Origin of the sequence: Glycomyces salinus, from assembly GCF_016428645.1 — a bacterium.
In the GTDB taxonomy this organism is placed as follows: domain Bacteria; phylum Actinomycetota; class Actinomycetes; order Mycobacteriales; family Micromonosporaceae; genus Glycomyces; species Glycomyces salinus.
Genome location: NZ_JAELXW010000112.1, coordinates 20,988 through 35,589, shown reverse-complemented (window position 1 = coordinate 35,589; position 14,602 = coordinate 20,988). Strand labels below are relative to the sequence as shown.

At 70.7% G+C, this 14,602-nt stretch carries 8 protein-coding genes and 1 pseudogene; 1 reads left to right on the top strand and 8 read right to left on the bottom strand.

What is annotated here, in order from left to right:
- The 7 genes from JFB92_RS21565 to JFB92_RS21535 form a co-directional block, all read right to left on the bottom strand.
- The coding region (locus JFB92_RS21565) for a family 43 glycosylhydrolase (RefSeq protein ID WP_199043459.1) at positions 1-1,702 on the bottom strand (1,702 nt) is incomplete at its 3' end.
- A 299-nt stretch (positions 1,703-2,001) separates the two neighbouring features.
- Positions 2,002-3,270 carry a cellulase-like family protein gene (locus JFB92_RS21560; protein WP_199043457.1) on the bottom strand — a complete coding sequence of 423 codons (1,269 nt, stop codon included), beginning with the start codon at positions 3,268-3,270 and terminating at the stop codon, positions 2,002-2,004.
- A gap of 23 nt (positions 3,271-3,293) precedes the next feature.
- Complete coding sequence (locus JFB92_RS21555; RefSeq protein WP_199043455.1) at positions 3,294-4,181, bottom strand: carbohydrate ABC transporter permease; 888 nt, start codon at positions 4,179-4,181, stop codon at positions 3,294-3,296.
- Entirely contained in the window at positions 4,178-5,080 is a 903-nt protein-coding gene (locus tag JFB92_RS21550) for a carbohydrate ABC transporter permease (protein WP_199043453.1), read from the bottom strand. Before JFB92_RS21550 ends, JFB92_RS21555 begins: the two co-directional genes overlap by 4 nt.
- A complete protein-coding gene (locus JFB92_RS21545; RefSeq protein WP_199043451.1) occupies positions 5,077-6,396 on the bottom strand; it encodes an ABC transporter substrate-binding protein in 1,320 nt (439 codons plus the stop codon). Before JFB92_RS21545 ends, JFB92_RS21550 begins: the two co-directional genes overlap by 4 nt.
- On the bottom strand, positions 6,393-8,711 hold the full coding sequence (locus tag JFB92_RS21540; protein ID WP_199043449.1) for a beta-galactosidase: 2,319 nt from the start codon (positions 8,709-8,711) through the stop codon (positions 6,393-6,395). Before JFB92_RS21540 ends, JFB92_RS21545 begins: the two co-directional genes overlap by 4 nt.
- Positions 8,708-12,109 carry a DUF5107 domain-containing protein gene (locus JFB92_RS21535; RefSeq protein WP_199043447.1) on the bottom strand — a complete coding sequence of 1,134 codons (3,402 nt, stop codon included), beginning with the start codon at positions 12,107-12,109 and terminating at the stop codon, positions 8,708-8,710. The genes JFB92_RS21540 and JFB92_RS21535 overlap by 4 nt, the downstream gene beginning before the upstream one ends.
- Before the next feature lie 55 nt (positions 12,110-12,164).
- On the opposite strand from JFB92_RS21535, the gene JFB92_RS21530 reads away from it, so the two are divergent.
- On the top strand, positions 12,165-13,067 hold the full coding sequence (locus tag JFB92_RS21530) for an AraC family transcriptional regulator (RefSeq protein WP_199043445.1): 903 nt from the start codon (positions 12,165-12,167) through the stop codon (positions 13,065-13,067).
- Positions 13,068-13,113: 46 nt separating this feature from the next.
- Here the strand turns inward: JFB92_RS21530 and JFB92_RS21525 are convergent.
- Positions 13,114-14,532, bottom strand: a pseudogene (locus tag JFB92_RS21525) (RICIN domain-containing protein); the annotation flags it as partial.
- Positions 14,533-14,602: the final 70 nt, after the last annotated feature.

Genomic DNA, 14,602 nt, shown 5'->3' with positions numbered 1-14,602 from the left:
CAGCCTCATACCGCACCACATCCTCGTCAGGAGGATCAGGGGCGTCGCCATCCGTCCGGACGAGGTAGAAGTCGTCGACTTGGACGCCTCCCGAGCCCGACGCCCAGACCCAGACGGTGGCGGTTCCGGCGGGTAGTTCGATGTCGGTGAGCCCCCGCTCGTTCCAGCCTCCCGAGGACGGGATGTTGAGGACGTGCTCGGTCCCGTCGGCGCCGACGACCGTCACGCCGCCCGAGCTCCCTCGAGCGTCCACCGACAGGGAATAGGTGCCCGCGGGCACGTCGATCTGCTGACTGGTGCTGCCGCTGTTGCCGACTTCCATCGCGAAGCGGCTGCCGTTGGCGCCGGGCTCGACATTGCCCACACTGCCGCCGGCGTTGTCCCATCCGCGCAGGTTGGAGACGGAGACCCGGTCGGCCTGGAAGTCGGGGTTGAGGATGTAGTTGTTGTCGGGCCCGACCCGCCATTCGCCGGTGGCGGCGTTGAACTGCCACTGGCTCATCGAGTGGAACTGCAGATCGCCGCCCTCCTCGGTGATCGGCAGCCACTGGTTGTAGCCGATCCCGTTCCACGCGAAGTCGGCCCAGCGGTCCCCGGCGTAGAGCACCGTGGTCTCCTCGGTGCCCTCGACGGTCACGAAGAACCCGGTCTGGGTCACGTGGCTGTAGTCCATCTCGGTGCCCGAGAGGGTGTACCAGTTCGAGTAGTCACCCTGGATGTCACTACTGGTGGAATCGATGCAGTAGTTGACCGAAGTGTTCCAGCCGTGCAGGTCCGAAGCGCACGTGTGGTAAGTGCCGTCGAGCTTGAACATGGCGTTGCCCTCACGGCCGTCGCCATGCCACCCGATCTCCACCGCCGGCTCGATGTACAACGAGTCGGAGTCGCGGATCTTGGAGACGTAGACGTGGCTGCGGCCGTGCTTGTTGGAGTAGACCAGGTAGTCCTGACCGTCCTCGTCGGTGAAGACGGTCTGGTCCCCGGTGCCCTCGGTCACGTTGCCCTGGATCTGATCCTGCGTTCTGACGTGCTCGAAGTCATCGGTCGGCGTGTCGCCTTGCAGGAACGCGACCGCGTCCCCCAGCTGGGTGATCAGCACGTACTTGCCGGTGTTCTCGTTGTACACCACGCCGAGCCGTCCCACCCAGCCCCACAGGCCGGTACTGGTCGTGGCGACGTCGTTCTCGAACTCCCAGTTCACCAGGTCCTGCGAGGAGTACACCGGGATCGACACGAACGAGACGTCGTTGTTGTACTTCCGCGTCGGGTCGGCCCGGTAGTACTCGGCGCCTGTGTAGTGCACGCCGTACCAGTAGTAGGTGTCCCCGAACTTGAACACCCCTCCGCCCTGGGAGTAGATCGGGTTGCCGTCGGTGTCGTTCCAGAACGTGTCGTTCGTGATCGTCTCGAACGACCCCGCCAGCGGCTCCAGCTCGGCGGCGGCGTCCTGCAAGTCGGTCTTGGCCTCCGCGACTTCGTCCTCCGTCGCGGAGGAGTCGGCGGCGACCTCGTCGGCCGTGGTCAGCGCTTCGGCGAACGGCTCCCAGGAGTCGGCGCTGTACTCGCCCGGAGCACGGGTCTCGTAGTCGGCCACCTGCTCCGACAGGCCGGCCAGGGCTCCGTCATCGGCGGCCGCGCCCTCGAGCTCCTCCGCTCCGGCGGGGCCGACCGCCGCGAGCGGTGCCGCTACCAGTGCGAACAATGCCGCGGCGACCGATGGTCGCCTTCGGCGCGGATTCGTACGTGATGTACGTTCCATGGTCTTCCCTTCTCTAGGCGTCGCGCGGCGGCTGGCGCATCGAGCCGTGTGCCGGGTGTGGAATCCGAACGATCGGGGCGCACCTGCGTGCTGCTCGGCTCGGACGCCGCGTTCGCGTCGACGGTCTTCATTCACTTCTGTGAACGATCACAGATACATAAAGTATAGACATATGTCAATATTTTGGTCAAGCTTTTCCCCGCTCCTCGCTCGAGGTCACGAGCCGGAACGGCCTCCCGCCGTCAGCGGTGTCGTCCCTCCAGCAGCAGAGCGTTGCACTCGCGCTGGAGCGCCTCGTCGGCCCACATCGCGTGATGCGGGGCGGCGTTGGAGCACACCAGCGAGCCCCAGACTCCGACGCGGACGGAGTGCGCGACCGCGTCACGGCAGATCTGGGCGCCGACAGGTCCTTCCTCGAAACGGCCGTCGCGGGGCGTGTAGCCGACCCAGCCCTCGCCGAAGACGAGCGGGACGCCGAGGCGCGCGGCGTGGTCGGCGGCGACGTCGATCCAGTCGCGCAGCTCGCGGGCCATGGCGATGCGGTGGGCTCCATAGCGGTCGTAGAGCCGGCGGTCGAACTTCTCGGGGTCGCACCAGTCGTGGACGTAGATCTCGGCGTGCCCGACGATCGAGGCCCGCCGCTTCCACTCCGATTCCGGCGGCGGCGCCCAGTCGGCCAGGCGCGGTGCGCCCGGTCGCAGCAGCTCGGCGTCGGCGCGCTCCTGCGGGAAGTCGGCGGGGTCGCCGCGCAGGGCGAACTCCTCGATCAGCTCGTCCAGCACTCCGTACACGTACGGATGGAAGACCAGGACGGTCGCGTTCGCCGGCAGCCCGCGCATCGATCCGACCGGGACCTGCGCGTAGTTGGGTCCGCACGGCACCTCCGGGTGGCGGGCCCGGAAGGCCGCGATCCCCGCTTCGAGGCGGCCCCGGAGTTCGATCACCGCGTCCTCGACGCCCGGGAGCCCGGCGGTGAGGTGCCCGGCCTGGACCTCGTTGTGCGGTTCCACGAGCGCGATCGTGTGCGCCAGGTCGTGCTCGGCCAGGAAGTCGACGAGGTCGGCTTGGGCCTCGCCGAGGACGGTGAGCCGCTGGTCGGGGTCGACGGCGTGGAGCGCCTCGTACCAGGCCGGGTCGTCGGCGAACGCCGGGCTCTGCTGGTACTCCCAGGAGGAGACGATGACCGAGACCCCGTGCCGGTCGGCGGCGCGGAAGAAGTCGAGCAGGTGGGCCCTGGCGTCGATGACGGTCGGCCGTTCGAGGTCGTACCAGCGGACCCTGGAGGCGTAGCCGCCGCCGACCGGTTCGAGTCGCAGCGCGGTGGTGTCGATCCCGGATCTGAAGAGCAGGAACGGCATCGCGCAGATGCGGACGGCGTTGTAGCCCAGGTCGACGGCGCGCGCGAAGGCGGCGTCGAGGTCGGCGAACGGCTCGCCGGGGCCGGTGCGCACGTACCAGGAGAAGTCCCAGAGGGAGATGGCGAGGCGCGCGGGCGGACTGGTCGGTCCCATGGTCGCTCCATGCGGGTCGGCGGTCATGACTTCACCGCTCCGGCGGTCAGTCCGGAGACGAGCTGCTTGCGCAGCAGGATGAACACGGCGATCGCGGGGACCGCCGCGAGGATGGAGCCGGCCAGCACCAGGTCGTACTGGCGGCCCTCGGCGCCGAACAGCGCCTGGATTCCCAGCGGGACGGTGTAGTACTCGGGTTCGGAGACGATGACCAGGGGCCACAGCAGGTTGTTGTAGGCGGCCAGGAAGCTCCACACCGCCAGCGCGCCGAGTGCGGGGCGCAGGAGCGGCAGGACCACGGTCCAGTAGATGCGGAACTCCGAGCAGCCGTCGATGCGGGCGGCGTCGAGGATCTCGTCGGGGATGGACTGCTCGACGTACTGGCGCATCATGAAGATCCCGAACGCCGGGGCGACCCAGGGCACGATGAGCGCGAACAGCGGGTGGGCGAGTCCGAGCTTGGCGACGAGGATGAACAGCGGCACCACGATGACCGCGAAGGGGATCGCGAGCGAGGAGAACATGACGTCGAACAGGAATCGCTTGCCCTTGAACTCGAACTTGGCGAATCCGTATCCGGCGAGCGAGCACAGGAAGACCACGGCGACCGTGCTGACTCCGGCGACGCCGGTGCTCATGAGCATCCAGTTCCAGAACGGGTGCCCGGACAGGAGGTTCGCGTAGTTGTCGAGAGTCGCCGGTTCGGGCCATAGGCGGGGCGGGAACGAGAAGATGTCGCTGCGGTTCTTGAAGGAGGACGACAGCGCCCACACCAGCGGGGCCAGGAAGACCGCGACCAGTGCGAACAGCGTCAGGTACAGGCCGAGTCGGCCCGGTCTGACCGGTCTCGGGGTCCGCTTGGGCTTCGAAGGCGGTGAGGCGGTGTCGGTGCGGACGGCGGTGGCGGTCATCGGGTCCTCCCTACGCCCAGGGCGCTGGAGCTGGCGCGTCCGAGCGCGAAGACGATGATGAACATGACCACGCCCGCGGCGGCGGCGTAGCCGAGTTCCTGCCGCTGGAACGCGGCCCGGTAGATGAACATCGACAGCGACAGGGTCGACTCGCCGGGCCCGCCCTGGGTCAGCAGGAACGGCTCCTCGAAGATCTGCGCGGTGTTGACCAGCATCGTCACGGCGATGAACGCGGTGATGGGCTTCAGTTGCGGGAGCGTGACCGAGAAGAAGCGGCGCACGGGCCCGGCGCCGTCGACTTCGGCGGCTTCGTAGAGTTCGCGCGGGACGGCCTGCATCCCGGCGAGGAAGAAGATGGTCAGGTAGCCGGTCCAGCGCCACAGCACCAGGACGACCACGACGACGCGGGCCCAGAAGGGGTCGGTGAGCCAGGAGACGCCGCCGAATCCGAAGAGGGCTTCGAGCACGGCGTTGAGCAGCCCGTACTCGCCGTCGAAGATCAGGCCGAAGACGAGGGCGATGATGATCGGCGACAGGACCACCGGCATGAAGTAGGTGAGCCGGAAGAAGTCGCGGAGGACCAGGCCGCGGGCGTCGAGGGCCCGGGCGATCAGGAGCGAGGCCGGGAGCACGACGGCGAGCGCGAACACGGTGTAGATCGCGGTGTTGCCCAGGGCCGCGCCGTAGCTGGGGTCCTGGAACAGGCGCGTGTAGTTGTCGAAGCCGATGTACTCCGGTGAGCCGAGTCCCGCCCAGTCGGTCAGGCTCAGGTAGACGCCCGCGCCGATGGGCACGACCATGAACAGGGTGAACAGGATGAAGAACGGCGAGATGAACGCGTAGGGGGCCCAGCGGTGGGCGCCGGTCTTCGCTGGGGGTGCGGCGGTAGCGGTGCTCATGCCGGTGCCTGCCTTTCGTAGGCGCGCAGGCCCTCGCGGAGGGCCTCCTCGGGGTCGGCCTGTCCGTGGATGGCGCGCAGGAGGGGCCCGCCGAGGCTGTCGCGCAGGACGGAGGCGCCGGCGGCCTGGTAGAAGACGGGCATGTCGTTGGCCCCGGCCCCGTAGACCTCGAAGATCCGCTGGTCCCCCAGGTACGGGTCGGTGATGTCCTGGAAGTCGGGGGTGTCGTAGAGGTCGACGAGGGTGGGCAGGTAGGCGCCGGCGCCGTAGCGGGCCAGCTGGCCTTCGGGGGTGAGGTAGGTACGCTGGAGGAAGTCGACCGCCGCGTCGGTCTCGGCCTGGTCGGCGAGGACGGCGAACGCGGTGCCGCCCATGGTGGAGGCGACGTGTCCGCCCGCGGCGAAGGCCGGGATGGTGCGGGCCCGCCACAGGCCGGCCTGGTCGGGCACGTTCGCTTCGAGGCCGTAGACCTTGTACCAGTTGGGCATGACGGTGGCGATGAGCTGTGAGTCCTTGAGCGCCGCGGCGGCGGCCCCGCCATAGGGGTCGGCGATCGACAGCAGCGCGCCGGTGCGCACCCCTTCGGCCATGAGTTCGAGGACTTCGATCGACTCCTCGGAGAGGACCGCGAGTTCCCCGTCGGCGTCGTAGAGGTTGCCGCCTCTCTGGAGGAGCATCTGGGCGAAGCCGTTGACGATGGCGCCGTTGTCGCCGTTGGAGACCATACCGATCGCCTGGCCGGTCTCGGCCGCGACTTCGGCGCCTATGTCGAGCAGTTCCTCCCAGGTGGCGATGTCCTCGGGGATGTCGAGCTCGTCGAACAGGTCGGCGCGGTAGTACATGACCGAGACGGAGTTGTCCGACTCGATCGCGTACACGCCCCCGTCGACGGTGTAGGGCTGGGTCTTGAGCAGCCGGTCCCCGAGCGGCTCGGTCAGGCTCGTGAGGTCGACGAAGAGGTTCTGGGCGATACCGGCGCGCATGACCCGCGGGAACTGGTCGATGACGAGCCCGGCCAGGTTCGGCAGGGGCCGCTCGGCGACGGCCTGGTTGACCAGGCGCGAGACGATGTCGGCCGGGGCGATCGAGGTGACGTCGACCGTGTAGGTCCAGGCGCTGCCGCCGACGAGCGCCGGATCGTCCGGGGCGCCGGTGAAGTAGGTGGCGTACCCGGGGTCGTGGGTCCACAGTTGCAGTTCGACCGGGCCGGAGTCGATGGCCTCTCCTTCTTCAGAGGCGGTGCAGCCGGTCAGGGCCCCGGCGCCGAGGCCGGCGGCTCCGGCCAGGCGCAGCAGTTGTCTGCGGTCGACGGTCACGACGACTCCTTTCGGGCGCCGAGCCGGATCGTGTCGACCCGTACGGCGGTGGCGGCCTCGATGGCGATCCCGTCGTCGACTTCGCGCACGGTCGGGTCGACCCATACGCCCGTCGCGCGCCGCCAGGGCAGCAGTTCGAGCCGGACGCCGTGTTCGGCCGCCGCCTCGCGGTGCGGGGTGAGGTCGACGTCCCAGGCGCGGCCGTGCCAGAAGTGGTCGGAGACCAGCCGGTCGCCGACGTAGGCGCGACCGACGTCGCCGGTCCATTCGAGGCGCAGGAGCGTGCGGTCGGCCGCGAACGCCTCGGGCGGTATGTCGATGTGGACGGTCGCGGCGTTCGTGTAGTCGTCTGGGGCGCCGAGGCGGTTCATGGGGCCGCCGCGCCTGGGTTCGGGGGCGGGGCCGTGCTCGGGGCGGTGCTCGACGGCCAGCGGGACGGGGCCCGCTCTGTGCGCGGTGACGGCCCAGGAGCGCCACGGTCCCTGGGTGAGGGGTCCGGACAACTCCGCGCGGTCGGCGTCGAGTCCGGCGGGCGCGGGGAGGATCGCGACGGTCACGTGTTCGGACTCGGTTTGGACGACGAGGTCGCCGCCGTCGGCACGGACGGGCGCGTCGGAGAGGACGAGCCGGTCGCGTCCGGCGAGGTCGAGCCGGTAGAGGCGGTTCGCGCTCGTCTCGTCGAGGATCAGCAGCCGCACTCCGGGCAGTTCCACGACGCAGTCCGGGCCCGGCGGGCCGGGCAGGTCGACGGCGGTGCCGTCGCCGAGGACGATCTCGACCGGGATTCCGTCGGTCGCGGCGAGCACGACGAGGCGGCCCTCGTCGTCCTTGATGCGCGTCAGCAGTTGCGCGGTGGCGCTGCGCAGTTCCAGGTCGGGAGTGAGCTCGTAGCGCAGCGGCCACACGAGCGAGTGCCCTGCCGGGATGTCGGTCGGCGCGGTCGGGACGGTGACTTCGGCGTCGTCGAAGGCGACGGTGAACTGGGCGCCGGGCTGGGCCGCGAGCGGCCGCTTCGGCTGGTAGGTGGTGACGAACAGGTAGCCGCTGTGGCCGTCGGATCGGACGGCCCAGCGCGGTTCGTCGGGGGCGTCTCCGCCGCCGCCGACGGTGGTGGTCAGGGTGGCGACGCGGTGGCCTTCGGCGCGCAGCCACAGGTGCTGTCGGCGCAGGTAGTGGTGGTGGGGGCGGATCTGGCCGTGTTCGCCGATCGGCGCGTAGAAGTCGTAGCTGAGCGACGGCACGTCGTTGGGATAGCCGGTGGCCTGCGATTCCTGCTCGGTCCCGTGCGGTCCGGTGCGCTGGGTGCCGCCCGAGTACAGGTAGTACCCCTGCCAGGCCGAGCCGGACCCGATCTTGGCGAGCGCGAGCGCGGCGATGTCCTCGCTGGAGACGAGGGGTCGGCGGTGGTAGGCCACGTGCATGCCGCCGCCGAGTTCGCAGGTGGTGAACGGCAGTCGGTCGTCGGCTCCGGCCGGGTCCGCGGCGGCGACGCCGTCGAGGGATTCGCGCAGGTCCGCTCCGACGGTGAGGTCGTCGCGGACTTCGCCATAGCGGAAGTGGGAGGCGGCGAACGCGGACCATTCGGTGGTCTCGTCCTCCCAGAACGCCTCGGAGTAGGCGCTGTAGACCGGCAGGAGCGTCTCGGGCACCTGCGCGCCGCCCCAGCCGGTCGCGGTCCACAGGGGCACGCGCAGGCCGCACTCTTCGGCGATCTCGCGCAACGTGGCGAGGTGCTCGGGCTGGTCGTAGAGTTCGTTTTCGACCTGCGCGCCGATGACCGGTCCGCCCTCGGCGTGGCCCAGGCCCTCCAGTTGGGCGATGGTCTGTGCGTAGAGCCGTCGTACCAGCGCCAGGTAGTCGGGGTCGTTGGTGCGGGTGTTCAGGTCGCTGTCGGCGATCCAGTCGGGGAAGCCGCCGTTGCGGTACTCGCCGTGGCTCCAGGGGCCGAGGCGCACGATGACGTCGAGTCCGTGGTCGGCGGCGAGTTCGACGAAGGCGCGCAGGTCGAGGTTCCCGGTCCAGTCGAAGCGGCCGGGTTCGGGTTCGTGGGCGGCCCAGAACACGTACGTGGCGACCGAGTCGAGGCCGCCGGCGCGAGAGTGGCCGAGGATCTCGTCCCAGCGTCCGCGCGGGAGCCGGGAGTAGTGGATCTCGCCGGTGATCGGGATCCAGGCCCGTCCGGCGCGCTCGATCCAGCGGCCGGTCACCTCGATCCGGTCGAGCGCTCCCGGGGATTCACCGAAGAGGAGGTGGCCGCGGGGCGGCGGTGGGGGTGCGGTGACGCGCAGCGCGCGGGCGAGGGTCGGGTTCGTCATGTCTCTCCTTTGAGGGCAAAGGGAAGTGTCCACGCCGCGGAGGCCGATTCGACGACGGCGCGGGCGGCGCCGCTCAGCGGGTCGCGTTCGAGCGCGACCTCGGCGAGGGCCGCGGCGCGGTCGGGTGCGCCGTCCAGCAGCGCGAGCTGCGCTCGCAGCACGAGGTTCCGCGTGGCGTGGGCGGCCTGGGGGTCGGCGGTGAACAGCAGCATGGTCGGCAGGGAGGTCGCGAAGTAGTCGATTCGGGCCTCGGTCCGGTCCTGCCGGTCGACGTAGCGTTCGAGGTCGTCGCGCAGGGCCCCGGCGTCGTCGGGTTTGCCGAGGCGACGCAGCGCGGTGACGGCGGCGGCGGTGTGCTCGGAGTGGGCCTGGACCTGCATGGTCTGGAAGTCGCCTTCTTGGGCGGCGGCCTGGGCCCAGGCGGTGCGGGCGGCGACCGGGTCTCCGGCGGCCGCCAGGGCGTCGCCGAGCACCAGGTGGAGGTCGGCGGTGTTGGCCAGGGGGTGGCGGGCCTCCCCGAGGTTCGGGGCGGGGTCGAGCGCGGCTCGGGCGTGGTCCACGGCGGGGTGTGGGTCGCCCGCGGCGAGGGCTTGCCGGGCGAGGGCCAGGTGCGCCTCTTCCCAGGCGGCGAGGACGCGGCCTTCGCCGCCTTCCCAGGGTTGGAAGGCGCGGCCGGCGAGCACGTCGAGGGCCCGGCTCGCCCGGCCGACGGCGGTCAGGAGCTCGGCGATCTGCACGGACAGGTCGTCGCGGAGTTCGACCAGGTCGCGGCGGCGTTCGAGGACGGCGAGGCGTTGCTCGGGGTCGATGCCGCGGCGGGCGTCGAGCTGGTCGGCCTCGTAGAGCAGGCGGGCGTCGTCGGGTGCGGCGGCGCGGGCGCGTTCGTACCAGTCGGCGGCGCGTTCGGGGTCGCCTTGGACATTGTGGGCGGCGACGCCGAGGTTGCGCAGGACGACCGGGTCGCCGGTCGGGGCCGCCGCTTCCCAGGCGGTGATGGCTTCGCCGCGGCGGCCCGCGGCGTACAGCCAGTGTCCGGAGAGCGCGGCGAGCACCGCGTCGCCGGGGCGGCGGTCCCGCAGCCGCGCCAGGGCGTCGTTGTCGGCGGCCGAGGGGAAGCACCACGTCCGATCCGACTTCCGGACCTGCTCCAAGGCCAGGTCCGCGGCTCGTTCGTCGCCGCGTTCGAATTCGAGGTCGGCGCGGTGGATCCAGGCGAGCGGGACGACGTTGACCTGGCCGGGTGCGGGCGGGAGCCGGGTCGCGGCGTCGAGGAGCTCGATCGCGGCCTCGTCCTCGCGGATCGAGCGGTATTCGAGGGCGACGTCCATGGCGATGGTCGGGTCGGTCGTGGGTTCGGCGTCGCGGCCGAGCCGGTGGGCCAGGTCGCGGGCCCACGCGTCGAGCGGGTTGCGCCGGAGGGTCTCCCGCGCGACGTCGGCCGCGCGGTCCCGGTCGCCGCTTCGGAGGGCCGCCACGGTCAGGAGGTTGCGGGCCTGCGTGTGGCCCGGGCTGCGTTCGAGCAGCGCGGTGAGGTCGGACTCGGCGTCGGCGTCGCGTCCGGCGGCGAGGTCGATCCGGGCGGTGGCGACCGTGGCGGCGTCGGTCCAGGCGCGGTCCCACCCGGCCTTGCCGAGTGCCTCTTTGGATTCGGTGTGGCGGCGCCGCCGGTCGAGGACGAGGCCGAGCCGGTAGTGGGCCTCGCCGTCGCGCGGGTTCGGGTTGCGGCGTGTCAGCCGCGCGACGGCCCGGCGCAGATGCTGTTCGGCCGCTTCGAGCCGTCCGGCATGTGCCAGGCGCGCGGCCAGCGCCGTGTTGCAGCGGGCCTCGCCCGGGTCGCGGCGCAGGGCTTCCTCCCAGTACGGCTCGGGCCTGCGTGTCGCGTGCCGGTACTGGTCGAGGTGCAGGCCGGTGAGGTACAGCTCGTCGACGGACTCGACTTCGGGCGGCGCCGGCGGTTCGGTCGCGGGCACGGCGGCGGGCGGCTCGGCCGGTTCGGGGCGGGGACGCCAGGTGACCAGGGTCGTGTCGTCGTGCTCGACCGCGAGTTCGCATTCGGACGGATCGGCGGGCTCGGGCCAGGCGAACTCGCGCACGTACGGGGAGCCGGGGGCCAGGTCGATGACGACCTCCCGCACGAGGCGGTCGCCGATGCGCACCGTGATCCGGGCTCCGGGGCGCGGTGCGGTGACCGCCGCGGCGATCCGGAAGCGCGTCTCGGCCTCGTCGGCGTCGACGTCGAAGCGGACGGCGGCCTCGCGGGTGGCCTGGTGGACCGGCCCGGTGTCCTGGATCGGGTACCAGTACTGCGAGAACGTCTTCGTCTCTCCGGGCGCGAGGAACGCGAAGTCGGGCTGGTTGTCAGTGAATATCCCGGCCATCAGCTCCACATAGGGCCCGTTGTCGTCGGTGAGGTGCGAGTCCCAGGCCCAGCCGAAGGGGGCGTTGCCCCAGGTCCACTGCTTCTTGCCGGGAGCGGTGCGGTGGTCGGCCCAGTGGACGAATCCGGCGCCGGCGGCGTGGTCGTAGCCGCCGAAGAAGTCGTCGTCGGTGCCCAGGCACATGTAGGAGGTCGGCACCGGGATGTTGCGGTACCAGTCGAGCCGGTCGCCGTCCGGGCGCTCGGGGGTGCGGCGGGCCGGGTAGTCGATGCCGTAGTACCGGTCCTCGGCCGCGGGGAAGGTCGTGGTCGCGCGCTTGGCGTGGTCGGCGACCACGCGCACATCGGTGGGGAAGAACGACTGGTAGTCGTCGTGCGACGCGGCCGCCGCGTTCGCCCACCACAGGAAGGTCTGCGTCTCCGCCGACCGGTTCACCAGGTGGCCGCGCAGTTCCACCAGCGCGCTCCCGGGGCGCAGGCGGACGCCGTGCATGCCCTGCATGCGCGCGAACGGGTCGTGGTCGGAGCACCAGACGGTGACCGATCCGTCCGCTTCGGTCTCGATCTCGGTCTCGACGGGCAGGTGGGTGGCGGGACGGTGGTGCTGGGGCCAGTTGAACTCGACACCGCCGGAGACCCACGGGCCCGCCAGGCCCACGAGCGCGGGCTTGATGACGTCGTTGCGGTAGAAGAAGTCGTAGCCGCGGGTCTTGTCGAGTCCGATGTGGATCCGGCCGCCGAGCTCGGGAAGGATCATCAGGCGGACGTACTCGTTCTCGAGGTGGATCGCGTCCCAGTCCCTGGGGGCCTTGTCGCGGGCGACCGCGTCGATGAACGGCAGCGGGTAGACCGCGCCCGAGGAGCCCTGGTAGACGCGCTGGTCCAGGTAGGCCGGGTAGCGGTCGGGGGCGGCGGGCGCGTAGGTGTCGATCGCGACCGGCTGCCGCCAGGCCCTGGCGGGCAGGTCGGCGAGCCCGGCGGGAGCCTCGGGCAGGACGATCCTCGAATGTCCGGATGACATGATTCGACTCTATGGGCGCTTGACATGGCAGTCGATGGTCATTTCACTGGTGTCCATGGACGAAACAACGGCCAATGACGACTTGGGCACGATCCGGGACGGGTTCGCCGGGCAGCGGATGCTCGTGGTCCCGCGGACCGTGGTCGCCGAGGCGCTGCGCCATCCGCTGACCGGGAAGATGCTGGTCACCGATGCCGGGTTCTTTCCGCACGCGGCCCGGCACGGGCGCACGCGCCCTCGGGGCGCGGGCGAGCACATCCTCTTGGTCTGCACCGACGGCGCGGGCTGGTGCCGGAGCGAGGACTTCCGGTTCAGCGTCTCGCGCGGCGGCACCGTCCTGCTTCCCGCCGACCGCGCCCACGCCTACGGCGCCTCCCGGGACGATCCGTGGACGCTGTGGTGGTTCCACTTCACCGGGTCCGACGCGGCCGACCTGGTGCGGACCGCGCATTCGGCGGCCGGCGGCCCGGTCACGCACCTGCGGGACCCGGCTCCGGCGGCGAGCCTGGTCTCGCAGGTCATCGACGCGCTCGACTCCGGGCTGACCACCTCGGCGTTCATTCGGGCCGCGGGTGCGGCCTGGCACGCGCTCACGCACGTGATCGCGACCGGACGCCGCGGTCCCGGGGCCGGAATGAGCCCGCTCGAGCGTGCCGCCGAGCATCTGCGGGCCACGGCGCCTCGGCGCACCTCGGTCACCGCGCTCGCATCGATGGTCGGGCTGAGCCCTTCGCAGCTGAACGCGCTGTTCCGCGAGCGGCTCGGCGTCACCCCGCTCCAGTTCCAGGTGCAGTTGCGCATGACGCGCGCCCGCGAGCTCCTCGACGGGACCGACCTGCCGATCGCCGCGGTAGCCCGCGAGGCCGGGTACGACGACCCGATGTACTTCTCCCGCCAGTTCACCAGCGTCCACGGCATGGCCCCGACCGCGTACCGGGCCCGCCAGTCGGGGACCTAGCCGATCGCGGGGCTCGGCCCCGCGATCGGCTTGGGACCGTGTTCTAGAAGGCGTCCTGGAGCGTCTGGTACTGCTCCGCGGTCAGCGGCAGGATCATGCCGTGCCTCGGCCGCCCCGGCAGGCTGTAGTTCGACGAGGGCGTCCACTGGCCCCCGGCGAGGTCGGTCGTCTCGAACGGGATGTAGCCGCGGCCGCCGTACTCGTCGACGAACATGTACCACTTCTCCTCCGTGTTCGACTTGAACACGAGCGGCCCCTCGCCCTGGTCGATGGTGCCCTGGCCGATGCAGTCGCGCTGGAAGGACCAGTCGGTGTCCGTCAGGCTCGTCGAGGTCTCTGCGAGGATGAACTTGCCGCACGAGCCGCCGCTGCGCTCGTCCTTGGTGTAGCGGTAGTACGTGCCGTCGTCCTCGATCACCGTCGAGTCGATCGTGGAGTATCCCTTGTCGACCCAGACCTGCGGCTCGCTGAAGTCGCGGAAGTCGGTCGTGGTCGCGTACATCATGCGGTGGTAGGTGTCGTCCGAGTGGTCCGGGGTGGAGTACAGCTTCGAGGCCCAGTAGACGACGAACGCGTTCTGCTCCGGGTCCCAGTACGTCTCGGGGGCCCAGGTGTTGCCAGCCGCCGGCGGCGAGACCTGCTCCAGGCGCGAGGAGGTCCAGTTGACCAGGTCGCTCGACTCCCACACGACCAGGGAGCGGCTGCCGTACCGCGACGCGCGGTTCCAGTCGCCGTTGCCGTAGATCCGCAGGTCGGTGGCGATCATGTAGTAGCGGCCGGTGTCCGGGTGCCGAACGATGAACGGATCGCGGGCGCCCTCCTCCCCCACATTGGAGGTGGCGACGGGCTGACCGTTGTTGAGCGAGTCGTAGGCGAGCGGGTTGTCGCCGCGGCTCAGGGCGTAGTACACCTGCTCGCCGTTGGAGCTCCCTTCGCCCTTCATGTAGGCGAACAGGTAGCCGTAGGGGTCGCCGGGGTCGGACGGCTCCTCGTCGGCCGGGACGAGGCGCCACTGCTGGTTGGCCGAGCCGGTCGGCGTGTACTGGGACACTCGCGCGCCCGGTTCGGTCGAGCGCTCCCAGACGTCGAGGGCCTTGCCCGAGGAGCGGCTGACGATCGAGTGGTAGCCGTCGGCGTTCTCCGTCAGCTCCCACTGCTGGTTCGTGGCGTTCTGGTCGTCCCATTGGATGATGTCGGCGCCGTTGGCCGAGCTCCATCCGGACACGTCGAGGACGAGCCCGGAGTGGCGGGCCTGGATGCGGTAGTAGCCGCCGCCGGCGTCGATGAAGCGGAACTGCTGGTTGGTGCCGCCCGAGTCGGTGTACTGGGTCAGCCCCGCGCCCGGTTCGGTCGAGGCATTCGCGATGTCCATGACAAGACCGGAGTGCCGGGCTTCGATCGTGTACCAGGTGTTCGTGTCGACGGCGGCCTGGGCCTGCGGGGCGATGAGGAAGACGCCGGCCATGGCGAGGGCCGCCGCGACGGCCAGGACCGAGAGGCGCCGACGGATTCGAGAACGCATAGGGAACTCCCAA